Below are 23,474 nucleotides of genomic sequence, written 5' to 3'. Positions count from 1 at the left end.
CGGTCGACGTTGCTCACCTGCCCAGATCACTGAGCAGCCCCTCAACTCGCTTTTTGCCCTCCTCGTTGCCCATGGCCGTGTTCAGCTCGAGGGATGCGCGCGCACGCTCTTCCGCCTCGCTCGGTCTCCCGGCAGCCAGGTGGCACTGGGCAAGGACGAACAGGGAGATCGCCTCGCCGAGCTTGTTCGCGATCTGCCGGTTCAGGGACAATGCCCGCTCTGCGTGCGGGACGCCGTCGTCGGGTCGATCCTGTCGAAGGCGAACCTGGGCCATCAGCACCTCGGCGTTTGCGTGCAGTGAGATGGGGGGCGTGCCGCGCAACGTCCCGATCACGCCCTCGGCGTGGCCGGCCGCCGTCCCCAGGTCGCCGTCGGCCACCTCCAGCCTCGCCAGGTTGATCAGCGACTGAGACACGTCGACGGCGTGCCCGAACTCGCGTCTCGCGGCGAGGCTCGCCTCAAATTTCCGTCGGGCCGGTTCGAGCTCGCCGATCTTCTGGAAGGCGAGCCCTAGCTCGTCGAGGATTCGACAGCGAACGTTCTGCGCTGTGGCGTCATTCTCGTCCAGAAGGGTCAGCGCTTGCTCAAACCGGCCGATGGCGTCGACATCACGTCCTTGGCGTCGCAGCACTCCGGCTTGTGCGGCGAATGCCTCCGCCGCGAGTGGTGAGTACAGGTGCGAGGCCCCACTCGAGAAGTGGTCGATGGCCTGCTGCGTCGAGTCGTATGCTCCGCTGAGATCGCCGTGCCGGGCCTGAAACGTGGCGTACGCCAGCTGCTCGACCGGTCCACCCAGGACCGCCGCCTCCTTGAGTGCTTCCCGTCCAGCTTCGGCTTGGCCGAGCACGACCAGCTTCTCTCCACGGAGCCGCAGATTGGCGGCCCGCAGAACCTCTTTCCCCGATGACGGCAACAGGTCGACATGCCTAGGGACTTTGGACCCGGCAACGGCCTCCCAAGACTCGAGGCGCTCGGTCAACTTCTGCTTGAGGTCCCGGTTATCCGCGATCGACTCGTACATCATCGAGTGCCGTCGTGACATCTGCTGTCGCAGGGCCACGACCCTCCCGTCTGGCGAAGGGTGGTCGATGAACGCTACCCACACGTCACGCATCGGCTGCTCGGCCTGGCCTAGCTCCAGCAGGCCCGTGAACAGCTCCTCCTCGGTCCCGGACGTATAGCCCCACGGGCCTCCCGGTTCGCTTCCCCACGAGCTCTTGAAGAGGGTGACCACGAAGTGGCTTTCGCTGATGAGCTCGTTGATCGCCTCCTGTGAACGCCGCGCCGTGCCCCTGACGCGATCCCACCCGACCACCTCATAGGAAACGTTGCTGTCACCCTTCCGCCGGGCGTTGTACTCATCGACGGTGGCGCGGACAACCTTGCGCTCTTCCTCAACGTCGCCCGGTGAGGCCAGGAAGATCCGGAGCGGGAGTGCGTCGACCATGGTCCGGACGATAGCGCCCCGTCGACCGCGCTGGCTCCACGTGCCGAAGGGTCGGCCGGCAGGGTCCGGCTCCCCGGCTCCCGGTGCTACGCGTCGCGTCGCCGATACCCGGCGAAGGGCCACGCGTGGTCGGCGATCAACGCGCCATCGCCGTCGGCGCTCGCATCGTCAACGTGCGCCTGGGGCGGGTCATCGCAGGCGCTGACCCGGCGCCGGATCCCTCTGAAGGGGTCGGGCCCCGACCTGGGCTACCCTTCTCACGGCGTCACCATGGGTGCAGGTTGCAGCGTTCCTTGCATCGGAGGTTTCAGCCATGCCCCGCCCTCGTAGCTCAGGGGATAGAGCACCGCTCTCCTAAAGCGGGTGTCGGCAGTTCGAATCTGCCCGAGGGCACCAAGCCTTTCCGCAGGTCAGCGGCCATTCTCGGCCTCCCAATCGTCCTCAGGTGCCGAGTCCGCGGGCACCGACGGACCCGTGAGGGACCCGAGGGCCCGGTTCACCCGTTCCAAAGCGGCCCGGTCAGCGTCGGTCCCCATGAGGTGCCCGTAGGTGTCCAGCGTTAGCTTCGCCGTCGAGTGACCCAGCCACGCCGACACGGTCTTGATGTCCACCCCGGCCGCAATCCAGAGGCTGGCGGCCGTATGCCGCAGGTCGTGAGGACGGCGCCCCAGACCGGTGGTCGACCAGCGCACTGAGCGCCGCCAGTTCTGCGCGTGGATGTAGCCACCCTCCGGCGCCGGAAACAGCAGCTCGTCCGGCTCCCGGCCCTCCGCCCAGGACTGCACCACGGGCCGGACCCGCTCCGACAGAGGAACCATCCGGGACCGTCCGCTTTTGGTGGTCGCACGCTCGATCACGGCTCCGGTCAGGCCCGACTGCGGGAGCGAACGCTTGACGAGCAGCCCCGGATAGGGCACGGACACCACGTCCCGGACCCGCAGCCCGCGCAGCTCCCCGAAGCGCACGCCGGTCAACGCCAGGACGAGCGTCAGTTCGGCGTAGCGTCCGGCGAATTCGCGCTGGGTCTGGACCACATCGAGCAGCATCTCGATCGGGAACGGATGGACCTCGACGATCTTCCCGTTCTTGGAGTCCGGCCGAGGTAGCGGCACCATTGCGGCGGGCGAGACCTGAAGCCGCCGAGTCCTCACGGCGTAGGAGAACAGACCACGCAGGGTCGTCCGCACTCGCGCCGCCGTCCGCACCGACCGAGACACGGCCAGGTCGGTCAGGAACCGCTCGATGTGGACCGAGGACACCGACGAAATCGGCAGCCGGCCCCACGCCGGGACGATGTGCACGCGGAGCGCACTCTCATCGGACTCCCACGCCCGCACCGACACCTGCCCACGCCGAGCGTCGCGGTACTCCTGGGCCAACTCCGCCACAGTGATCAGACCGGCCGCCGGAGACACGAACTCGCCGGTCAGCAGCAACCGCTTCTGTTCTGCTTCCCAGCGGATGGCATCACCCTTGCGGTCAAAGGTCCGATCCGCGACCACTACACCACGGAACTTCACGCGGACCCGCCAGTTGTTCTTGGGCCCCTTGAGGATCATGCCGCCACCTCAAGCTGCGACTCGATCCACGCGTTCAGGTGCTCCGGCTTCCAGAAGCACCGGCGACCCATCTTGATGGCCGGAGCGAACCGGCCGTGCGTCCGAAGATGGTTCAACGTGTTTCGCGTGATGCCACACCACGCCGCAGCTTGCTCGACATTGAGCAGCACCGGCCGCTCCACGGACTCCCTCTGACCTTCCATGACACTCCCCTATCTCCCAGTTCCCTTGCTGTCACTGCTTCTTCGTCTGTGCCTTGAACTGTGCGTACTCGCGGGCACGAGCGGCTGCAGCGGTGGCCAGGACGGTCTCGCCCTCTGTGGCCCAGCCGGTCCCGAGGAACTCCCACTGGCCGAGTACCAACGTGGTCTCCTCGGCGTCGTCGGCCATCAGGTCCGCTTCGAGCTGGGTGAGGTCGAGGGGCCGGCCTTCTGCCTTGGCCTCCTGAATGAGGGCTTGGGCGCGGCGCCGAGCCCGGCGCAGGCCGCCCAACGTGACCGAGTAGCGGCGGGACTTGGATGCGAAGTGACCCCGGAAGCCGAGCATGTGGACCCACTTGCCCAGCAGCGCATACGGCGCCTCTGCCATGGCGTCGACGTCTCCCCGGGTCGCTTCCGCGGTGTGGAGGTGGGCGGCGTCGCCCAGGTCACGCGCGGTGGCGCGGATGCGGCGCAGGTGCGCGTTGCCGGTAGCGGCGGTGTCGGTGGCGGACTTGGTCGAGTACTTCGCGAGGTACCCGGCGACCTGCTCGGCGGACAGGGCCTGGTCGGGGTCGTCGGTGCGGCGGGACGTGCGGACCGGCCGGGAGTCGACCTGGGACCCGAAGGCGAGGACCCGGGATCGGTCGCCGTCGAACATGGGCGGGGCGGTGAACCGCACCGACGCCGCAGCCTCGGCGATGAGCTCCGCCAACCGGGCGGCGCCGATGAGGTCGGGTGCGGGGGTGAATCCTTCGTCGGTCTTGGGTCCGTCGAGCCGGGCGAGGGCGTGGAAGTGGATCAGGCCGCGCAGCTGGTACTCGGCGACCTTGGCGTACTGCAATGTCGCGTAGTCGCCCAGCTTCGTGGCGGGGACGCCCAGTGCGTGGGCAATGAGGCGGCGCAGGGTGATGGTGAACCGCCGCCAGAGTTCGGGGGCCCACCACTGCCAGACGATGTGCGACTCGTAGTCGTAGCAGTCGGCGCAGAGCGGCTGCCCCAGGGCTGCGTCGCCCTCGGCGTGGATGGCCATGCAGCTCAGCGGGCGTCCGTGCTCACACCGGGGGTTGTCCGAGCGGGCGCGGCAGCGGCGGCCGTTCTCCCGGAGGCCGTGCACCAGCCCGAACGAGGGCGCGGTGACAGTGGCGAAGACGAGCGGGTTCTCTGAGACGGTGTCGGGGACGCCCTTGCCTCCGGTCACCCCGGTCCGGATCAGGTGGAACATGTCGGCGGCGTAGATGCGCGAGCAGGCCGGGCACTCTGAGGCGCGGCGGTTGCCGCAGCGGATCAGCGTGACGCCGTTGTTGTGCTCGTGCTCGCTGGAGTAGGTCCCGACGACCTCACCCGTGCGCGTGTCGACCGTCAGGGAACGGCCGCGCAGCCGGATCGGGTTCACGCAGTTGCCGACCCGGGCGAGCTGCTCGGACCACTCCCGGAAGTCCCGGGACACCAGCCGCGCCGCGATCTCCCCAGCAACACGAGCCGAAGGCACGGACAGGTCCAGCCCGGCCTCCTCGCCAAACCCCGGAAACGAGGAGGGCGAGGAAACCAGACTCGAACGGCCCGTGTCAGTCATGCCGCGCTGCTGCCGTCGGTGGAGCGGGTGCGCTGCTTTCGAGGCGCCCGGGGGTTGCGGGCCGGGGTGCGACCGGACGTAGTGTGGCCAGTCGCAGGCGCGGCCGGCACACCCGAACCGGAGCCCGCACGAGGCACACCACCCGTGCCCCTTCCCCCCTTTCCGGGCGCAGCGGTGGCAACGGCCTCGACGACCGGCGCGGGATGTTGGGTCGCGACCTGTCGCACCAGCTGATCGGACCACCAGTCCGCCCGGACCCGGTCCATCGCGCCGTCCTCGTCCACGACCCAGGCCGTGCCGGGCATGGCGGGGCTGATCCGATGCGCCGGAGCGACCGCAGCTGCACCGTCGCCGAGTACCATCCGGGTCTCCTCGGCCGAACGAAGCCGCAAGGCGATGGTCTGGGTGAACAGCCCACGAAGGCCGACGACCTCCTTGCGGGGGTCCTGCACGCACGCCAGGACGACGACACCCAACGCGCGGCCTTGGGTCAGGATCTCGGCCAGCAGCCGGGACGCTTCCTTCTTGGTCTCCGGGTCGGTGTAGGCCGTCAGCACCGCCAGTTCGTCGATGGCCAGGACGTGCAGCGGGTCGACCGGGGTGGGGCGATGCAGGCGGGTCTGCCCGGCCATGCGGTTCCCGCGCTCCTCCAAGATCGCCAGTAGTCGAGTCAGCAACTTCACGGCCTCAGCGGGCGAAGTGGCCACCGCTGAGAACATCGGCTTGCCCATGCCGACCTCGACGCCGCGCTTGAGGTCCACACCCCAGAGCCGGACCACCCCGGCGCGGACGGCGGGCGCGAGGCCGGCGCACACGCCCCAGAAGATCGAGCCTTTGCCGGAGCCGGAGCAACCCACGACGAGGGTGTGCCGCCCGATGATCGTGAGGTACCACGGGGTGCCGTCCTGCCGCCGCCCGAGAGTGACCGCATTGACGTAGACCTCGCTCGGCGACGCAGCCGGGCGAGGTTCGGTGAGGGCGTCGGCCATGACCAGGACGATCTCCACCACCGAGGGGGTCATGTGCACGCACCGGTAGGCCTTGGCCCCGGCAGCGGCGGCAATCGGTGCGGCGGCCGCCTCGAGGTCGTCGGTGGTCTGCCCGGTCCGGGTCTGCACCATCAGCCGCAGCAGGTGCCCGGCCGTGGTCACATCCACCAACCGTGCATGGGTCCACACGGTGACCGTCTGCGACTGGGACGCCACGAACCGCGAACCCTCCTTCGGAGCCAGCCCGAACGTTCGCGACTTCGTCGTGCGCGACACAGACAGACCGCACTCCCGCGAGATGTGCTCCCAGTTCTTCCGGACCCACCGACGCCACCCAGCCCGACGAGCCGGACCAGCGATGAACCGCTCGTAGCTGACCGGCCAACATGTCACCCACACCGCCCCAGCCAGGGCCGGCCCGAAAGCCAGTGCCAGCGCCTCACGGAAGCCTGCGGGGTTGCCGAGCAACTGCAGGACGGCCGAGAGCCCGAGCAGAGCGAGCACCCAGCGCAGGTGACCGCGCACCCACACCAGAACGGCCCGCAGCAGAGCCCAATTGAACCGAGCCGTGCGAGCCAGCAACGCAGCGGCGGCCCGAGCATCCACATGGGACACCCGAGCCGCCGAATTGGAGAACATCAGGCCGCAGCCTTCGCGCCACTGCTGGGCTGGGGCGCGCTCTTGCCCTTCGGGGCAGCCATCGAACTGGCCCGGATCGAGTAGGCCACCTTCGGGCGGGACCGGGACTCGTCGATCCACGTCGTCAGCGTCAGCCCTTCGAAGGCCACCGGCCGGAACGGCAGCCCGTCCATCATCGGCGGCGGCACTGGCTGGACTTCCGCGGCGATCTTGATGACCAGCTCGGTCTCGCCCTTGCGCGCCTCCGGGTCGGCGTCGACCACCCGGACCTGCCAGACCCGCATGCCGGTCACCTTGTCCCGCATCTGCACATCGCCGGGGTCCTTGCCCGCGTTCTTGGCGGCCATGAGGGCATCGAAGTCCTCCAGGGCCTCTACCTCGCCGACCATGTACGCCCCGGCCGGGAACACTGACTCGAACGTCACCGGGATCCGCTGCTGAATAGCCATCAGTCTCTCCTCAACTCCTATTTAGGACCTTGCCAAACACGAGACAACCGCCACAAGCGGCTGTTGTCAACTCCTCAAGAGGAGTAGCGTGCGAATTAGAGGTAAAGACTTGTTAAGGAGTGACGAAGTGGCCGAAGGAGTGGGCTCACGCAGCCCCAAGTACCACCGCATCGCGGACGACCTCCGCGCGCAGGTGCAGTCGGGCGCACTGGCCCCCGGCGACCGGCTTCCCGCCGAGACCGCGATTGCCCAGAAGCACGGCACCAGCGTCCCGACCGTTCGGCAAGCCATGGCCGTCCTGCGAGCCGAGGGGCTGATCGAGTCTCGCCACGGCATCGGCACCTTCGTGAGGCAGAACCAACGACTCCAGCGGCGCTCACGCAACCGCTATGGCGAAGCACGTGGACGTACAGGCCTGCTCAACAACAAGTTCCGCCACGACATCGTCTTTGCCGGCGTGGGAGACGTACCCCGCTACATCACCGATGCGATGGGCCTTGAGGCCGGCGCCACCGCAGTGGTCCGCCGACGGCACCTCTACGACGAGGACGGCGCGCTCCAGGAGATCGGCGCCAGCTACCTCCCCCGATCCTTCGCCGAAGACACCTACCTGGCCGAGCCGACCGTCGTCCCCAAGGCCCTGTTCCGGTGCGTCGAGGACATCACAGGCCGCCGCTACACACATGCCCAGGATCAGTGGACCGCTCGACCGGCGACCCCGGACGAGGCCGACGCGTTCGACCTCACCCTCGGTTCATACGTCATGCACGTCGTCCACGTCGCCCGCGACGCAGAAGGCGACATCCTCGAGGTGTCCGAGTCCATCTGGCCCGCCGACCGCCTGTCCTTCGTCGACGAGTACGAGATCCCCCAGGAGGCCATCGAGGAGAGCGTGCGCTCCGATGTCTGACCCCACTACGGACCCGTACGCCGATCACGTCGAAATGGCGAACCATTGGTGGTGGCGTCCCGGCTGGAAGGTCGGTACCCGCTTCTACGCCTGGCACATCACCCTCGACGGCCAAGACGAGCTGCACGACTTGATCGACCAATACCAAGAGGCATTGAAGCCGTTTCCCACCCTCGACTCAATCCCCCGCGAGTGGCGACACATCACCCTGCAGGGACTCGGTCATGTCGAGGAGGTCAGCGACGCCCAGCGAGACGAGGCTGTCGAAGCCGTCGCCGCTCGACTCAGGGCCCTGCCGACGATCGAAACCACCTTCGACCGATCAGTGATCTTCCGCGAGGCCATCGCCCTAAAGCCGAGCAACCCGGGGGCATTCGCCCACCTGCGCAACGAAGTCCGGGCCGGCATCGCTGATGCCTGGGGCAACACACCCGAGAAGCCAGAAGGATTCCGCGCCCACATCAGCGTCGCCTACAGCAACGGGGTTAAGTCGGGGGCGGCAATTCGTCGAACCCTAGACACGAACGCTCGCCCGCCTGTTGCCGCCAACTTCGGCGAAGTGTCCTTGATTCGCATGCACCGCGACCGCGAAATGTACGAGTGGGCGACTGAGGCGGAGGTATCGCTTGGGTCGAGCCACCAGCTATGACGATCCCCCGACGCTCATGCGTCGATCGATCCGGTCGTCGAGCTCGTAGAGACGTTTCCTTCTATAGCCCCTGAGAACATTGTCTCGCCCCCAGAAAGCCGATTGCCACTCATGCGACGCATCCGGCGGAGCCGCTGTCGGAACCGCTCAATAGCATCCTTCTGGGCGACGGCCCCACTGAACCTGAATCGTGCAACCCACTGATCAACAAGGAAGTCTTCAAGCGTCCGCAGATCGACCGGCCCAGGCTCTTGATAGACATAGGCGAGTAGCGCCATTCGTGTCATGACAGACCCGACGATTGTTGTTGTTGGGTGCTCCCGCTGCACGCTCGCGAAGAAGGAAGCCCAACCTGGCGACTGAATGTCGAAAGCCAACAGCGCCCCCATGACCGCCCCGTGGGACGAGGCCATAAAGTCAGGGTCTGCCATGACATCTGAAAGCGTTCTGATCAGCTTTCGAGAACTGAGATTCTGAGACATCACACCAAAGCTGGTCAACGCAGCGACCATCTCCATGAATTCTTCGATGAACTCTGCAGACTGCGCATTGGGTTGGCCCAAAGATTCGGCGACAATCTCCGCGATTTCTCGTGCATCTTGCCCAAAATTCTGATCCGCATCGAGGGCGTCGACGAAGCGGCCCCAGACGACGAGCGTCTTTCGAAGTACCGTGCGCTTAAGCTCAAGATCCCTGACCAATTCGCTGTCTCGAAGTACCGTCGAGACCAATCCTGCCAATACTCCCAGCTTGACTACTGGAGACGCGGCGTCGATTTCTGCAAACGGGAACGGGTGCTGGTCGGAGTCATCGATTCGATCTAACCAATCTCGAGCCGCGGGCCCTCCTGCCCTCACGAGCGCCTGTGCTTCCTGCTCGTCTTCATCCGATTCGGCGTCCACACTCGCCTCGATCCGATCGAATAGGTCATCGACCATTTCGGGCAGATTCTCGGGCGCTTCATGCGACTCCGCATCCGATTCGGAAAAGAAGCGAGAAGGCAGTTCGGCCCATTCCTCGATGTCCAACAATGCGTCGACGGAGCGAAGCAGACGCGCATCATGGCGAGTCAGAGCGGCATAATGCCGCAGGATAGGGGAGAAATACAGAGGCTTCTCCATGAGAGTCGCCCTGAATTCCTCGCTATCGACGGCCCTTTTGGCTGCAAACAGGTGGAGGTAGCTCGATTGAGCGAAGGCAACCTGATCCCCCCGCGCGACCAACAGTCGCCGCTTCAGGAAGTTTTCGAATACGGCGTGGCTGTTTTCGTCCCAGCCGACCTCGTTGAAGTAGTCACCCAGCGCCCCCGTAAAGTCTCTTTGGGAGATCGAACCCACCCGGCGTTCAACGTACAGCTCAGCCAGGTTGGCCAGAATGTCGGAGCGCTCGTGCGCATCGAGTGAGAAACGGGCGTCCTCGTGCGGGTCGCCCCGCCCCATGAGCACGTTTACGTAGGCATCCAGGAGCGCCGTTTCCGAGGATGCCGCCATGAAGGTCTCACCATGCATGAGCACAGTGAGAAGCAGGCCGAATGTAAACGGCGTCCGAGGCAGGTGCTCACGATTGATCAACTCAAGCGCCCGTTGCGCAAGGGAGTTTGCCCGGGTAGGGGCAGCCAGCCTGGCAAGGGCGTTCATATCGGCGTGATTCATGCGCCCGACATACCGAAGCGCCGGCCTCAGCCCCAACTTCGACAACAGCGTGACTACGTCGATCTCTTCACCCTGTCGACATCCTACGACGAGGAAGGCTGGTGCAATTTCGCGAAGGTCACTCAGGGCCCTGTCAGCTATTCTCTCGGGCTTCCCAGAGAAATTGTCGAGCGCCAAGGCAATTGGCGGCAAGGGATCCGTTCGGCCGGCAATGATCCCGTTCGACGTAGCTTGCCTCCGCAGCACGGACGACAACGGGTGAATGTTTGACCCCAACGCTCGGAAGTCAATGACCATCGGCGTCAGTGATCTATCGGACTGCGCCCTCGCGTGGAGAAGCCATTCCAACGCGGATGTCAAGCCGACCTGCTCTTCACCAGCGACCACCATGACCGACGCCGAAAGGGCATCCTTGTCCGGATCTGCGCGTCGCGGCCGCACGGCTGGGGCCAAATTCTGAGCGCTAGAGAAATTCTCCTGAGGCATGGGTAGGAGCACAGGCCGAATCAGCAATTGATCGGGCGTGCGTACCTCTAAGTCAGGGAAGAAGTCGCTCAGAATGCTTTCGTCACGGACACGTTCGCTTAGCGCGGCATACCCGTTCAGTGCGGCATCGAGAGGGTCCACCCGGCGCACAGGTGCTCGCGACGCCAAAGACGTTGGTCGTAGCGAAGCCAAGAATTCAGGCAAGTCAGCGTAGGTTTCACCGTAGGCAACGACCTCAATGTTCTCTTGGGCGTGCTCGGCTCGGAGGCTTTCAAGCTCGGACTGCAGGCAGAGCCGGAAGTGCTGATGCGGGGTGGCTCCCAACGTCGATTCGTACCAAGAGCGCAACCCCCCGAAATTGGCGTCGTCCAACCCAGAGCCGAAACCAACGAAGACAGCTGACCTCATAGCGTGGACCGCCTGCTGCAGAGCCTGGGCGGGCGCGTCTGACGTGATGCGGGAGTAGTCGGAAGCACTTAGCACAATCGAGTCGGGGCGATCCCAGACCCCATGCAGATGGCCCACAATGCGGCCAACGCGCCCAGTCATGACCGACTGCATTCGCGCATGGTCTTGCCAAGTTACGGATGTGTAGCCCGAGACCTCCTCAATGGAGGTGTCGTAGTTGGTTGTCAGGATCGGCACACCGAGGGACAACATGGCCTCGATCGGCTTAGGGTCAGTGATCTTCAAGCCACCGACTTCCGCGCTTAACCAAGCCCTGAACGCTTCGCCGCTAGCGCCGCCAAGAGCCTTCGTGACCATTTGTCCGGCTGAGGCAAGGGCGTCTGCGTCGGAACAGGAGATCCCGTATTCGATGTCCGATTCGACCTTGCCCGCCCACTGCTCGGAAGGTGCCAGCTTCAACTCGACGGCACGTCGCACGCCACTCCGGAGCAGCCCGATCCAAGAGAGATCTGGTCGCCCCGTGACAGCGACCGTAATGCCAGTACCCACGAACAGGGTCGCTCGACTTTCGGCGATGGCCTCCCGCAGCCCGTCCAACCTAACCCCCACCTTCCGATGCGACCCTTGCGGCCTTAGGCACCTTAGACCGAAGCGAGGCCTACGACGGCTAAGCCACACAGCTGCCGGTGCCTTGCTTCACTTGATGGGTGACGGATCGTGTTCAGTTGATGGGTGACACGGCCTAGGCCCACCCGTGAGCCGCTGGCTCGGTCACTGTCGCGCTCCGTCCTCCTGCTCCGGGCCGAAGAGTGGGGCCCACGGGCTGTCCTCGAGCAAGACCGGGCCACCCTGCTCCATGGGAACGGCCGCCAGATACTCCACCCGGGCCTCGGCTCCCGGCTCATTCCCCGCATTGGGACGCGTCTCGAAAAGCGCGTACAGGGCATCCGCCGGGGAAGCCACCTGTTCCTCGGCGTCGGCCGGGCTGACTCCGCAGTCAACGAGAGCGGTGACGGCAGCCCGCCGCAGTTTGTCCCAGCCGTGAACGTAGTAGTCAAAGCGCAGGAACACGGCGACATAAGGCTTCTCTGCACTCTTGGCCGGTCGCGGAGGGTCGGTCATGTCAGGCAGTGTGCACCGCCTCGCAGGCCACTGCTCGATGACACCCAGGCCTGAAGTCGGCAGTTCGGCAACCCCGGACGGGGCTCACATCGGCTCCCAATAGAGGCGGGAGTGTCACCTATCAAGTGAAACCGGCGTGTTACCCATCAAGCGGAGTCGGACACGCTCGACTTGCCGGATCGGTTACGACTTTCCGTACTGGCTCAAGGCGCGGCTCCGCCGCGCACCCCGGCCCGGGCTCGCCCTCCGCGCTTCGCCGGTGGGACCCCGCACTGCGGGCGGCGCTTCGCGCCGTCCTCGCGCACCCCACCGCTACGCGCTCACGGGCTACCCGGCCCAAGACACAACAACGAGGCGGGGCCCTCCGAATGGACCGGAGCGCCCCGCCTCAGCTGCTGCTCTTCTCACCGTCTCAAACGCTGGCGACGACGGAGGCCCGCACGTGGCCGGCTACCCGGAGCCCCCGCTGCACCGAACGAATGGGCTGGCTCTTCACCCCCGTGCGGCCGGCTTTCGTACCCGCATCGCAGCGGGTCACCATCGAGCAACGCTCGAACCGGTCAGTGCACATACCCGTACAGGTCGCTGATCCACACAGGGAAGGATCAGCTCGGGTAGTTGACGCGCCTCACACCAAGCCAGGACCCGGAGGAAAACTCCGCCAAGATGAGGCCACCGACGTACGTCCCATCGTCCTTCTTCTTAAACGCCTGAATCTTCAGGCGGCCGTTCTCCATGCTCCACGCCACCGATTGGTGTTCCGCGGGGATTTCGAACTCCTCGTACTTGCCGTCGTTCAGAATGACCAACACGGTGCTCTCCATACTTATGAACGTAGCGGCCGGAACCGTCATCCAAGGTCTGCGACTCACCGGGCGATCCTCGCCAAGTCCGAATCGGGCACGGAGACCTGGCCCCAGGCGCAAGGACCCGAGGGGGACCCAGAGCCCGGCAATCAACCGCAAACAGTCGCCATGAACGGCCGTGAAAACCGTTGCAAAACAACGGATGTCAGCTAGTCTGGGCACCGAGGGTCGGACTCCTAAAGCGGGTGTCGGCAGTTCGAATCTGCCCGAGGGCACCACACAAACCCGCAGGTCAGCGGCCATTTCCGGCCCCCTGACCGCCCGCTGCGTCGCCCCCATCGGGTGCCTGTCGTCCCCGACTCGTCCCCGGGCCGATCCGCAGGCTCGCGTTCACGCGGCTGACCGCGGCCCGGTCGGCGTCGGTCCCCATGAGGTGGCCGTACACGTCGAGGGTCAGCTTCGCGGTCGAGTGACCCAGCCACGCCGACACCGTCTTGATGTCCACGCCCGCCGCGATCCAGAGGCTGGCAGCCGTATGCCGCAGGTCGTGCGGGCGCCGGCCTTGGCAGGTTCGGTCCCAGTGCACGGCCCGCCGCCAGTTCGACGACATCAGGTAGCCACCACCCGGGGCAGGGAACAGCAGCTCCTCCCCCTCGCGCCCGGCAGCCCAGGCACGCACCACCGGCTCGACGACCTCCGACAGCGGCACCGCGCGCACCCGACCACTCTTGGTCGTGCCCCGCTCGATGACCGCCCCGGTCAGTCCCGACTGAGGCAGCGAACGGCGCACCACCACTGACGGGTAGGGCACCTCGGCCACGTCCTTGACCCGGAGCCCGCGCAGCTCGCCGAAGCGGACGCCGGTCAACGCCAGGACAAGCGTCAGGTCGGCATACCGGGCGTCGAACTTCCGTTGCGCGGCGCTCAGTGCCGGCGCAAGCGCTGGTCCCTCCTGAAGAAGCGCGTGTTCACGTATGACGTCCGGGTTGGGGATGGCCATGAAGAGCTTGACGTAGATCTGGATGCAGTACTGCAAGGGAGTCGCTTACCGGCTGATGCCTGGAGCACCCGCGAAGCTGCCGAGGGAGCCTGTCTGCCTGATGGCCGCAGCCTCTGGGTGGAGTACGCCACCGGGCGAGTCATCGAGAAGTAGCGCTCTGAAATTCCGCTCATGCCGATGTGCGTGCATAGGTCCCGTCGCCACGCAAGGATGCTCGCGTGGCCGAACTGACAGAACAGGACGCCGGGGCCGTGCGCCAATGGCTGGAGACCAATCAGTTCCAACACGTCTCGACAGTCGGTGGTGACTCGGAGGGTTTCGGCGACCGGCAGGACGTCTGGGAGCGTGACGGCACTCTCATCCGCCTGACGAGAGACCGGGGTCAGTGGTGGTACGACTTGTCGCGCTCCGGGACGAACAACTGGCTCGACGTCGACTCAGTCAACGCGGCGTTGGGCTACAAGCAGACCTCACCGGTGGAGCGAGTACAGGTCGCAGGCGCGGTCGACGACCGGGTGTTCAGTGCTCTGCTAACCGCCGTCCGGCCTTCGCCATAACGTCCGCTCATGCCGCGAAGAGTGACGTCCTGAACTGCCGAATAGAGGACGTTCGTACATCCCGACACTTGATGATGCCGCGGGTGGGAACGCCGCAGCGGGGTGCCGGCTTGGGGGAACTGGCACCGGGCGGTCGGGTTTGTCCCTACTCTTGGCTCGTTTGGGATCGTTTTGCGTGAATGGACTGCTGATGCCCGCTGTTATGCCCCTGCGCCGTCTTGGCCTGCCGCTCCTGCTGGCCACCCTGCTCGTTCCGGCCGTGGGTGTGCCTGCCCGCGCGGCAACCGAGCCGTCCGTCACCATCCTCAGCCCGGCGGCCGGGGACACTGTCTCCGGCGACGTGACCGTGCAGGTCGCGGTAACGCTCAACGACGAGCAGTCGCTGACCCTGTCGGCACAACTGGGTGACGCCGGCTCGGCGACGACGACCGTTTCTGCTGCGGACTGTCCGCAGACCTGCACGGTTACGCTTCCGCCGATCCAGTCCACGTTCGAGACCCCGACACGCGGCGGGTCGCAGTACGTGATCGTCTTCGGCGCCTACGGCAGCGACCCGTCGCACCCCTGGGGCCTGGCCTCGGCGAACGTGACCGTGGACGGCCCCGGTCCGATCTGGAACGAGGGGGCGCAGCGGGACCCCGTGACGCCGAGCGTCTACCGGGACAACGTGGTCGACGACCACGCCACGGTCACGGTGCTTGCCGGTGCTGCCGGACGGCCGGAGAGCACCAGACCTGCCGGTGAGCAGGTAGAGCTGCGCCTGTACACACAGCAGGGTTCGCGTGCCGTCCCTCCGGCCGCGCTCATCACCCAGTCTCAGCCGTGGTCACCGGGGGCTGACGGGAACCTGCAGGCCACCTTTCACCTGGACACGACAGCGCTGACCGAAGGCACCTACCTGATTGGGGTTCACGCCCGCGACAGCCAAGGTCACTACGGCGACACCGACTGGGCCGACGGGAGCTCGGAGATGTACGTCCGGCATCACGTCGGCCAGGCGGTAGACGTGTATCCGCCCAGCGGAAGCTCCTACGCCGAAGTCGGGACCACCGGGCTCAAGGTTGAGGTGACCATGTACGGGCCCTGGAAGCACCAGCCGGGCGTCGTCAAGGCGCGCGTCGACGACGGGCCGCTGCTGCCCGTCTCAACTCCGCCGGCCTGGCCCACGCGCGGCGACAATGACACCACCCCGGTCTCGGCCCTGGGCGAGGTCACCACGGCCCCGTTGGCGGCGGGCGACCACTTCGTGCAGGTGTACCTCTACGACTCGTCGAACATGCAGATCGGGCCCACGATGGGCCAGTGGGTGCACGTCGTGCAGCTCAACGAGGCCGCCGAGATACCCACGCTGGTCGTGATGCATCCTGCGACCGTGCGGTTCACCGGCACCGCCCCGCTGCCCCTGATCTACGACAACTGCGGCTACAGCATCACCTTCAACGGAACCTCGTACCCCGGGGACTCCCTGTGCACCGCGGGCGCCAAGGGCTTCTCCACATCCGTGACCTGGACGCCGCACAATGCCGGACCGGCCGTCGTGAAGCTGTTCGCCAACATGGCCGAGCAGCCCAGCGCGCCAGCACTGATCTCCAACTCGCGCGAGTACACGACGACGGTCTACGCCGACCGGACCGTCACGATCAGCAACGTCCTGGGGACCTACGGCACCGTTGGCGCCACCAGCGTGACCGTCACCGATCTGCGCAACATCGAGGAGGGCTCGGTGGCCGCCGCCGACGTCCCCGTGACCGTGCAACGACTCTCGGCCGGCAGCAACACCTGGCAGACGCTGGCCACCGTGCGGACCAGCACGGCCGGGGCGGCAAGGGTGTCGTTCACGAACACCATCAGTGGACGCCTGCGCGCCCTGGTCCCCTCCACCGTCCCGGGCGACACCGTGTCCAGCGAGTGGGGCTGGGTCACCGCCAACAGCAGCTCCGCGTGGACGTCCCTGCCCACCTGGACCCGCGCCGGCCGGTTCGTGACCGCAAAGGCCACGACGCGGCCCTATGACGCCGGCGCCCGCGCGCTGCTCCAGGTGTACCGGTACGGCACCTATTCCTGGGTCACGGTCGCGAACGTGCCCGTGTCAACCACGGGGGCCGTGACTTCCTCGTTCCGGCTGAACCGCGGCTACTACGCGGTCCGCGTGTACCGGCTGGCTACGGCCGCCCACGCCGGCTCCCTGACCAGCCTTCGATTCATCCGGGTCTCCTGAGCGCTCGGGCCGCACAGCCGAGGCGTGCGGCCCGAGCGTTCAGCCGGTTGGGCGCTGGCCGAACGCGTCCCGCTGCGCCCCGGAGCGCAGCGGTCACTCGCTCAACCCCACTAGGGCGTGTCTCTCAAAGCGCGCAGCCAGATGACGATGGCGGCGAGCACGACTCCTCCGCGGTAGGTGAGCGCGAGCTTGTCGTAGCGGGTGGCCAGCGCGCGCCAGGCCGGGAAACGTTCCACTGGCTCACGGTCCTTTTCACGTTCGCTCTGGGTACGTCGGCCGGCGACTTGGCCGCGGAGCGTCTCAACCTGGGTTTCGCGTTTTCGCAGACCCGGTGGGCCACCCGTTCTGCATCGTGTTCGGTGGCTCTCAGAGCGATTGACCGACGTCCGCTCATGCCGCGATCCGCTCGCCCAAGCCGACCGGTGTCAAGCATGTCTCGACACAGAACTGTCAAGCATCACCCGAGACAGGACACAACCATTCAGCACCGAGCGGTGAGGACTTTCCGTACTGGCTCAAGGCGCGGCTCCGCCGCGCAAACCCGGCCCGGCCACGCCCTCCGCGCTTCGCCGGTGGGACCCCGCGCTGCGGGCGGCGCTTCGCGCCGTCCTCGCGCACCCCACCGCTACGCGCTCACGGGCTAAGCCGGGCCAGGTCACAACAACGAGGCGGGGCACCCCGATCCAGTCGGAATGCCCCGCCTCACCTCCTCCCCCGGTCAACGTCTCAAGCGCTGGCGACGACGGAGGCCCGCTCGTGGCCGGCTACCCGAAGCCCCAGCTGCACCCAGCCGACGGAGCTGGCTGCTCAACCCCGTCGACCTGGCCCCGTACCCGCATCGCAGCGGGCTAACACCCAGCCCCGGAAGGGACGATCAATGCGCAGGCCCGCGGCTCGAGTCCTCAGCCGAACGGCTGACCCTCCATCAGCCGAACCGCTCCTCCCGGCCGAATCGACGTCAAACGGCGCATCAGCGACGCCATGATCGCGGCCATGTCTGAACTTCACGCCACAACGCCCGCGGCTCCATTCCAGGCCGCCAAGCCCTTCAGCGGACAAGCCATCACTGCGTTCATCCTGAGCCTTCTCTGGCTCGGCGGGATCGGCAGCATCGTGGGGCTGTTCCTGTCCATCTCCGCCATGCGTGAGACCCGAGACGGCAGACGCGCCGGTCAAGGCCTCGCCGTAGCCGCCCTGATCCTCAGCGTCCTGGGCCTCCTCTCGCTCGGCCTGATGATCGTCTTCATTGCGTCGGCCGGGAACGACCTCTCGAACCAGTTCAACGACGTGAACAGCCAGCTCGGCCACTAGCCGATCCTGCGAGATTCCCGGGCCGAGACTCGCGGTGCCGCGACTCGGGCGACCTCGCCGAACTCGTCCCCTCGACGTCCCCAGCGCATCCAGAACGACCACAAAGAACCACAAAGGGACGAGCCATTGAAGGACGAATCTGCCTGCGCTGCAACGGAATCCGATTTCCAGCGGACCCCTAAGTCGGACTCCTAAAGCGGGTGTCGGCAGTTCGAATCTGCCCGAGGGCACCACCATTTTCCGCAGGTCAGAGACCATTTTTTTCCGGCCCCCTGACCCCCCCCGTCGCGCCGTCCCCATCGGGTGACAACCCGTTGCGGCATCCTTTGCGACCAGGGTCGCTCGCGGCCCAGTCGGACAAACTCGGACCGAGGAGGCTCCACCCACGTGCCCCACCAGCCGACCCTGGCCCAGACGTACACGGTGACCGTTCCCGACGAGTACACCGCCCGCGCCGTTGCCGACGAGCTCGCCGCCCGCGGGCACGCTCTGGTCGCCGTCCGGGAAGTCGATTGGGCACACCGCGACCCGGACAGCTTCTGGTTCGGCAAGCCCACGATGCGACCGCATGAGCAGGGCCAGTGGGACGTCACCTCCGTGGCGACCGGCCCCCTCCCCGACGAGGACGAAGGGTGGTGGCAGGCCCAGGAGGACCAGGCTGTGCGGCTTCTGGCGCAACGCTCGGGCGGCCGCTCTGACGGCAGCGGCGGTGGCCACACCGCCACGCTCCTGCGGACTTTCACGCGGGTTGGCCTCGTTCACGAGCTCGACGACTCAACCGTCCACGAGCGCCGTTTGGCCGCCTTGGCCGGAAGCCCGCCCCGGACTGGCGACGCTGAGACGCACGGCTCGGACGACGTGGACGAGGATCTGCCCGACGGCCCCGGAGATTCCGTGAGGCTGCAGGCTGTCGGCGACGTGAACTGGGCTGAGCTCGAGCATGCCTACGGCACCGCCGACGACGTCCCCCTGATGCTGGCCGGGCTTGCAGCGAACGACGCACAGTGGGGCGACTACCTCGATGAGCTTGTCGGCTCCGTGACCCACCAGGGCAGCAGCTACAGCTCCACCGCGCCTGCCCTACGCGTTGTCGCCGAACTGGCCGCAGCGCCTCAGCTCTCTCCCAAGCGGCGTTTGGATTTGCTTTATACCCTGTTCCTCGCCGCCGCTGCGCTGCATCAGGCGCGCGCCTACGAGTATCGGCCCGAGCCTCACCACGAGCAGGTGTGCGCGGCCGTCTGCGACGCATCCGAGGACCTGCTGACCTTGTGGCCGGTGGTCTCGCGGGCCGAGCAGCGTCTCCTCCTGCTTCTCGCGGCTGTGCCCCGCCTCCCCGTGCCTCCGCACGATCTGGCCGACCCGGCCAGCAGGCTTGCCACGGCCATGATCCGTGACGAGGACGAGGCTGGCGCCCTGCTCGAGAGGCTCGCCCTGAGTAATGCGGACCTCATCGAGCTCGCTCAGGAGCAGGCGCCGCTGCCCTCTCGGCTGGTCGCCGCCCTGGAGGTCCTCCTCATGGACCGTTGAACGGCCGCCCCTTGTTGGCACCTGCCTCTGCCGCGAGTCCAGCGAACTGATCCGTCCGGCCAGGCCGCGAAGAGGTAACGCCGCCGGACGGAGGTCCCGAGGGGGTCGCACATCAGCTGGCGTGGATCTGTCGCGCATCAGGTGGCACAGGGCATAGGACCCGGTAACAACGCCGTGAGGACTTTCCGTACTGGCTCAAGCGCGCGGCTGCGCCGCGCAAACCTGGCCCGGCCACACCCTCCGCGCTTCGCCGGTGGAACCCCGCACTGCGGGCGGCGCTTCGCGCCGTCCTCGCGCACCCCACTGCTACGCGCTCACGGGCTACCCGGCCCAGGACGCACAACAGAGGCGGGGCACTGCGATCCACTCGGAATGCCCCGCCTCACCTCAACGTCCACTCACCGTCTCAGGCGCTGGCGACGACGGAGGCCCGCACGCGGCCGGCTACCCGAAGCCCCAGCTGCGCTCTCACGAGGTGGCCGGCTGCTCAACCCCGTGGACGTGAGCCCAGCACCCGCACCGCAGCGGGTCACCACCTGCTTCTCTGAGTTCGAGTGACTGCGCAAGCCCGCGGGGACTGCCGATGCTGAAAGAGGCTCCCTTCGCCCACCCCGGGCCCTAACCTTGGCGCCGTGGGGAGACTCGGCCTTCGAACAGCGGGGGACATCGATCGGGCCGCACGTTGGCACGCACCAGCACCGCGAGGCCCGCGCTACTGGATCGCACGGGGCGTAGCCCTGGCGACACTTGTGCCGTCCACCATGATGTTCGGCGGCTTCGGCTGGCTGGTCGGCATCGCCGCCTTCATCCTCGCCGAGCTCATCGCCCCGGCGGCGCTTGACCTCGACACAGCTGCACCGGAGACAAGCGCCGGTGCTGTCGCCCGCCAGGAGGCCGCGTCCCAGCTCACAACCATCGGACTGCTGGTCGTCGCAGCCGCCGCGCTGTGGCCGTTCCGGAATGACCACGAAGGCCAAGGAGCGCTCCTCGCCCTGGTCGTTGCGTGCGCCGAGTGGTCGGGCCCACGACTGGTGAGCGCGGTCCAGAACTGGCGCACTCGCCGCACCTGAGAGGCACCCACCATGACCGTGATCGATCCCCTGCTCGAACCACGACGAGCACGCAATATCGCCATCAGAGCGCTGCTGCACTACGCGCTGCCCCTCATCGTGCTCCCCGGCTTTCTGCTGCTGCCCCTCCACGCCGCGGCGATGGTCTGGTGCGTTCTGAGCCTGGCAGTGGACCGCGGCGGGCGCCCCGTGGAGGTATGGGATGCGCTCGAGCGTCCCGAAAAGCGCGAACGGCGTCGCGGCATCAGCTCGGCCGCCTTCCTGCGCTTCTGGGCTGAACGGGCCGGCTGGCCGGTAGAACGAACACTCCGGGTCCGCCGCCTCCTGCGCGCAGCCACCGCTGTGGCCTACACCGTCCTGGGCGCCTGGATCGTCTACGGCATGGTCACGAGGAGATCCTGAGACTCCTCGTATTGTGTTTGCCCGGGAGCCGATCCCTGCAGGGCCAACGCGCTTTTCGCGGGTTGGGGGTTCCGTGGGTGTATGAATGCCAGCGTGAACAGCACGCTCAGGGACTGGGCCACCGACCAGTGGCTGCCTCAGCCCAGATTCGCCAAGACACCCGGCTACGCGATGGTCCGCGTCGTCTCCCTGACCATCATTGGCCTGCTGTTCACCATCGTCGGCCTTTTGGGTGCGGTCGCCGTGATCTCGGGGAGCATCGGCACCACGCGTGAGACCGGCATCGTCAGGGCCGTCGAGGTCCCCAGGAACGGCGACGCCAACTCGCTCAGGGTGGCCGTGCCCAAGCGAAACACGCTGGTGCTTGTCTCGACCGATAGCAACGACGCCAGGGACTACCCCGTCGGATCGAGAGTGACCATCCTCGTCGACCACAACCCGAACGAGGCCGCCGTCGACGACGTCGCCTCCCAGCTGGTTGGGTCCGGCCTTACCTTCCTCGCAGGCTTGGTCCCCCTGGGCTTCGCCGCTGCCTGGCGCAGTAGGCGCCGAGACCTTCTCGCCGAGCGCGAGGACTGACCCCCAGACCCGGGTGCCCAGAGGTGCCCGCGGGTTGGCGAACAACCGCAAACAGCACGCCCGAGCGAGTGCGAGAACCGTTGCGACACAGCGGAATCCCGATACTCGGGTCGACCTGACTGGCCATGGTCGAACTCCTGAAGCGGGTGTCGGCAGTTCGAGTCTGCCGAGGGCATGAAACAGCTGCCCGCCCTTCAGACCCGTGGGCCGGGCCGCTGTACCGGCATTGCAGCGGCTGACCGACTTCTCCCCGACTCTCGGTCGATGCGCAGACCCGCGTGCGTCGGTTGGTGTCGAGAGCAGGTCCACGGTGCAGGGCAGACAATAACGCCGAAGGCTTTCAGCGGAGAGAGGTGTCGCATGGGCAGCAAGTTGGCCGTCTGGACCTGGTACGACGTCAGTCCCGAAGACGGATGCACCCTCGTCCCCTTGGCTATGGCGGCACCCTCGCTGACTGACGTTGCCCGAGCGACCTCTCGCCTCGCCCATGCCCAGAACCGGACCACGTCGAAGCTGCTGACAGACGGCCAGGCCAGGAAGGCAAGCGGTGGCCGGGTGGTCCACGCAGCTCTCGAGCGCCCCGGAGAGGTCGTGTGGCTGGACGAGGGTGATGGTGCAGGCTGGACGACCGCTCGAATCCTGCCCAAATGACACCGGCGGGTTCCACGCACGCCCCGGTCTTTCGGCCCCAGCTCAGCCGCCCCGTCGCCTCGCCAATCCGGCGCGCCAGCTGGTGGCCGTGCTAGATAGATGCGGTGACATCCCACCCCCGACTCGAAGCGCTGACCGCCTCCGACCAGTTCCTCGTCGAGAACCTCTGGCAGTGCTACCAGCACGATCTCTCGGAGTTCCGAGGCTCGTTGCCGGGACCTGACGGCCGCTACAAGAACAGCCGCGTCGCGGTGTACCTCTCTTCGAAGGACCGCTCGGCCTACCTCATCAAGGTCGACGAGGCTCCCGCTGGCTTCGTCATGATCAGGGAAGACGACGACACGCGGGTGCTGGGCGAGTTCTTCGTGGTCCGGCCACTGCGTCGGCAAGGCCTGGGTCGCACCGTTGCCACGGACGTGTTCAGCAGCCACCCCGGACGCTGGGAGCTCGCCTTCCAGGAGGCCAACCAGCGGGCCGGCCGGTTCTGGACCGACATCGCGACCCGACTCGCGGGCAACACGTGGACCGTGACCCCGAGGCCCGTGCCAGAGCGTCCGGACTCTCCACCTGACCTCTGGCTCACCTTCGCGGTAGGACAGTCCAACGCCGCTTCCAGCTAGTGCCGCATCAGACCACCTTTGCCCCGTAGGGACGTGACGCGCCGTTCGGATGCTGGTCCGTGGCGAAGATTGCCAAGGTGACGTTCACGAGCGCGGACCGGGTCCGGGAGGTGATCCACAATTTCAACGCCGACAGTTTCGACTCCCGGTATCCGAAGTACAAAGGCCGGTCGGCCCAGCCACGAGGGCCTGCGCATCCTCATGGACGAGTTCGGGCCGCATCGACCCACGTCCCCAACGTCGCGTCGATGAACACCTCGCACACCTCATGGGTTGGTCGCGGCTGCCAGGAGGGGATGGCTGCCTCCACAGGCGCTGGCGACGGCGGAGGCCTGCAACTGGTCGGCACGGCGACGCGCGTAGCATCGCGCCCGTGCCGCTGAACCGTCCGCCGCGCGCCCGCAGGCGCGCCTTCGCGGAGGTGTCCGCGTTCCTGCTGGCCCTGGTGGGCGCCCTGGCCACCTCCGCACTCGTCAAAGTCATCGCGCCCCCTCAGCTCGGAGACTTCGCTGCCGTCGCCGTCGGCCTCGCTCTTGCTGTGCTCATCTACGAGCGGCTGGCGAAGCGCATCGCTCGCCACGTGGCCGACGACGCATCGCAGCTGACGGCCCCTCCCGACACGAGGGATGAGGCCCGATGAGACCTGGTGG

22 protein-coding genes and 1 tRNA gene are annotated in these 23,474 nt (G+C 66.8%); 12 read left to right on the top strand and 11 right to left on the bottom strand.

Going from position 1 to position 23,474, the window contains the following annotated elements:
- Positions 1-13: 13 nt before the first annotated feature.
- A complete protein-coding gene (locus FB474_RS01290) occupies positions 14-1,447 on the bottom strand; it encodes a tetratricopeptide repeat protein (RefSeq protein WP_141787005.1) in 1,434 nt (477 codons plus the stop codon).
- A 320-nt stretch (positions 1,448-1,767) separates the two neighbouring features.
- On the opposite strand from FB474_RS01290, the gene FB474_RS01285 reads away from it, so the two are divergent.
- Positions 1,768-1,843, top strand: a tRNA-Arg gene (locus tag FB474_RS01285).
- A 14-nt stretch (positions 1,844-1,857) separates the two neighbouring features.
- Here FB474_RS01285 and FB474_RS01280 read toward each other — a convergent pair.
- From FB474_RS01280 to FB474_RS21065, 5 genes are all read right to left on the bottom strand, one after another.
- A complete protein-coding gene (locus FB474_RS01280) occupies positions 1,858-3,006 on the bottom strand; it encodes a tyrosine-type recombinase/integrase (protein WP_141787004.1) in 1,149 nt (382 codons plus the stop codon).
- A complete protein-coding gene (locus tag FB474_RS01275; RefSeq protein WP_185745988.1) occupies positions 3,003-3,188 on the bottom strand; it encodes a helix-turn-helix transcriptional regulator in 186 nt (61 codons plus the stop codon). The genes FB474_RS01280 and FB474_RS01275 overlap by 4 nt, the downstream gene beginning before the upstream one ends.
- Positions 3,189-3,240: 52 nt before the next feature.
- Positions 3,241-4,695 (bottom strand): replication initiator, encoded by a 1,455-nt coding sequence (locus tag FB474_RS01270; protein ID WP_141787002.1) that lies wholly within the window; start codon positions 4,693-4,695, stop codon positions 3,241-3,243.
- An 80-nt stretch (positions 4,696-4,775) separates the two neighbouring features.
- Entirely contained in the window at positions 4,776-5,768 is a 993-nt protein-coding gene (locus tag FB474_RS21070) for an FtsK/SpoIIIE domain-containing protein (protein ID WP_246092261.1), read from the bottom strand.
- A gap of 638 nt (positions 5,769-6,406) precedes the next feature.
- Positions 6,407-6,856 (bottom strand): plasmid replication, integration and excision activator, encoded by a 450-nt coding sequence (locus FB474_RS21065; RefSeq protein WP_141787000.1) that lies wholly within the window; start codon positions 6,854-6,856, stop codon positions 6,407-6,409.
- A 127-nt stretch (positions 6,857-6,983) separates the two neighbouring features.
- Between FB474_RS21065 and FB474_RS01255 the strand changes: the two genes are divergently transcribed.
- Both FB474_RS01255 and FB474_RS01250 read left to right on the top strand, forming a co-directional pair.
- A complete protein-coding gene (locus FB474_RS01255; RefSeq protein WP_185745987.1) occupies positions 6,984-7,766 on the top strand; it encodes a GntR family transcriptional regulator in 783 nt (260 codons plus the stop codon).
- A complete protein-coding gene (locus FB474_RS01250) occupies positions 7,759-8,415 on the top strand; it encodes a 2'-5' RNA ligase family protein (RefSeq protein WP_141786998.1) in 657 nt (218 codons plus the stop codon). The genes FB474_RS01255 and FB474_RS01250 overlap by 8 nt, the downstream gene beginning before the upstream one ends.
- Positions 8,416-8,429: 14 nt before the next feature.
- Here the strand turns inward: FB474_RS01250 and FB474_RS01245 are convergent, their stop codons facing one another.
- From FB474_RS01245 to FB474_RS01230, 4 genes are all read right to left on the bottom strand, one after another.
- Positions 8,430-11,558, bottom strand: coding sequence for an SIR2 family NAD-dependent protein deacylase (locus FB474_RS01245; RefSeq protein ID WP_141786997.1), 3,129 nt, complete (start codon positions 11,556-11,558; stop codon positions 8,430-8,432).
- A 174-nt stretch (positions 11,559-11,732) separates the two neighbouring features.
- Entirely contained in the window at positions 11,733-12,083 is a 351-nt protein-coding gene (locus FB474_RS01240) for a hypothetical protein (RefSeq protein ID WP_141786996.1), read from the bottom strand.
- 605 nt (positions 12,084-12,688) lie between these two features.
- Entirely contained in the window at positions 12,689-12,907 is a 219-nt protein-coding gene (locus FB474_RS01235; protein WP_141786995.1) for a hypothetical protein, read from the bottom strand.
- Positions 12,908-13,181: 274 nt separating this feature from the next.
- Positions 13,182-13,925 (bottom strand): site-specific integrase, encoded by a 744-nt coding sequence (locus FB474_RS01230; RefSeq protein WP_141786994.1) that lies wholly within the window; start codon positions 13,923-13,925, stop codon positions 13,182-13,184.
- A 182-nt stretch (positions 13,926-14,107) separates the two neighbouring features.
- On the opposite strand from FB474_RS01230, the gene FB474_RS01225 reads away from it, so the two are divergent.
- Entirely contained in the window at positions 14,108-14,446 is a 339-nt protein-coding gene (locus FB474_RS01225; protein ID WP_141786993.1) for a hypothetical protein, read from the top strand.
- A gap of 190 nt (positions 14,447-14,636) precedes the next feature.
- On the top strand, positions 14,637-16,664 hold the full coding sequence (locus tag FB474_RS01220; protein WP_141786992.1) for a hypothetical protein: 2,028 nt from the start codon (positions 14,637-14,639) through the stop codon (positions 16,662-16,664).
- 110 nt (positions 16,665-16,774) lie between these two features.
- Here the strand turns inward: FB474_RS01220 and FB474_RS21060 are convergent, their stop codons facing one another.
- Positions 16,775-16,900: a hypothetical protein gene (locus FB474_RS21060; protein WP_425465296.1), complete on the bottom strand. Its 126-nt coding sequence runs from the start codon at positions 16,898-16,900 to the stop codon at positions 16,775-16,777.
- A 757-nt stretch (positions 16,901-17,657) separates the two neighbouring features.
- Between FB474_RS21060 and FB474_RS01210 the strand changes: the two genes are divergently transcribed.
- The 7 genes from FB474_RS01210 (at position 17,658) to FB474_RS01175 (ending at position 23,464) form a co-directional block, all read left to right on the top strand.
- Positions 17,658-17,975, top strand: a complete 318-nt coding sequence (locus tag FB474_RS01210; RefSeq protein WP_221632395.1) for a DUF4190 domain-containing protein — start codon at positions 17,658-17,660, stop codon at positions 17,973-17,975.
- Between the two features lie 387 nt (positions 17,976-18,362).
- On the top strand, positions 18,363-19,502 hold the full coding sequence (locus FB474_RS01205) for a hypothetical protein (protein ID WP_141786990.1): 1,140 nt from the start codon (positions 18,363-18,365) through the stop codon (positions 19,500-19,502).
- 761 nt (positions 19,503-20,263) lie between these two features.
- On the top strand, positions 20,264-20,572 hold the full coding sequence (locus FB474_RS01200) for a hypothetical protein (protein ID WP_141786989.1): 309 nt from the start codon (positions 20,264-20,266) through the stop codon (positions 20,570-20,572).
- Between the two features lie 12 nt (positions 20,573-20,584).
- Positions 20,585-20,974, top strand: coding sequence for a hypothetical protein (locus tag FB474_RS01195; protein WP_141786988.1), 390 nt, complete (start codon positions 20,585-20,587; stop codon positions 20,972-20,974).
- A 93-nt stretch (positions 20,975-21,067) separates the two neighbouring features.
- Positions 21,068-21,553, top strand: coding sequence for a hypothetical protein (locus FB474_RS01190; protein WP_141786987.1), 486 nt, complete (start codon positions 21,068-21,070; stop codon positions 21,551-21,553).
- A 755-nt stretch (positions 21,554-22,308) separates the two neighbouring features.
- Positions 22,309-22,824, top strand: a complete 516-nt coding sequence (locus tag FB474_RS01185) for a GNAT family N-acetyltransferase (RefSeq protein ID WP_185745985.1) — start codon at positions 22,309-22,311, stop codon at positions 22,822-22,824.
- 373 nt (positions 22,825-23,197) lie between these two features.
- The gene (locus tag FB474_RS01175) at positions 23,198-23,464 is read left to right on the top strand and encodes a hypothetical protein (protein WP_141786984.1); all 267 of its coding nucleotides are present in this window, start codon (positions 23,198-23,200) and stop codon (positions 23,462-23,464) included.
- Positions 23,465-23,474: the final 10 nt, after the last annotated feature.

Origin of the sequence: Oryzihumus leptocrescens, from assembly GCF_006716205.1 — a bacterium.
Classification (GTDB): Bacteria; Actinomycetota; Actinomycetes; order Actinomycetales; family Dermatophilaceae; genus Oryzihumus; species Oryzihumus leptocrescens.
Note: the sequence above shows the minus strand (reverse complement) of the source record. Positions and strands in the feature narration are given on the sequence as shown.

Coding starts and splice junctions, on each gene's coding strand:
- FB474_RS01200 (WP_141786989.1), top strand. CDS start 20,264: ATGATGTTCGGCGGCTTCGGCTGGCTGGTCGGCATCGCCGCCTTCATC.
- FB474_RS01220 (WP_141786992.1), top strand. CDS start 14,637: ATGCCCGCTGTTATGCCCCTGCGCCGTCTTGGCCTGCCGCTCCTGCTG.
- FB474_RS21065 (WP_141787000.1), bottom strand. CDS start 6,856: ATGGCTATTCAGCAGCGGATCCCGGTGACGTTCGAGTCAGTGTTCCCG.
- FB474_RS21070 (WP_246092261.1), bottom strand. CDS start 5,768: ATGGCCGACGCCCTCACCGAACCTCGCCCGGCTGCGTCGCCGAGCGAG.
- FB474_RS01280 (WP_141787004.1), bottom strand. CDS start 3,006: ATGATCCTCAAGGGGCCCAAGAACAACTGGCGGGTCCGCGTGAAGTTC.
- FB474_RS01210 (WP_221632395.1), top strand. CDS start 17,658: ATGTCTGAACTTCACGCCACAACGCCCGCGGCTCCATTCCAGGCCGCC.
- FB474_RS01240 (WP_141786996.1), bottom strand. CDS start 12,083: ATGACCGACCCTCCGCGACCGGCCAAGAGTGCAGAGAAGCCTTATGTC.
- FB474_RS01195 (WP_141786988.1), top strand. CDS start 20,585: ATGACCGTGATCGATCCCCTGCTCGAACCACGACGAGCACGCAATATC.
- FB474_RS01250 (WP_141786998.1), top strand. CDS start 7,759: ATGTCTGACCCCACTACGGACCCGTACGCCGATCACGTCGAAATGGCG.
- FB474_RS01235 (WP_141786995.1), bottom strand. CDS start 12,907: ATGGAGAGCACCGTGTTGGTCATTCTGAACGACGGCAAGTACGAGGAG.
- FB474_RS01290 (WP_141787005.1), bottom strand. CDS start 1,447: ATGGTCGACGCACTCCCGCTCCGGATCTTCCTGGCCTCACCGGGCGAC.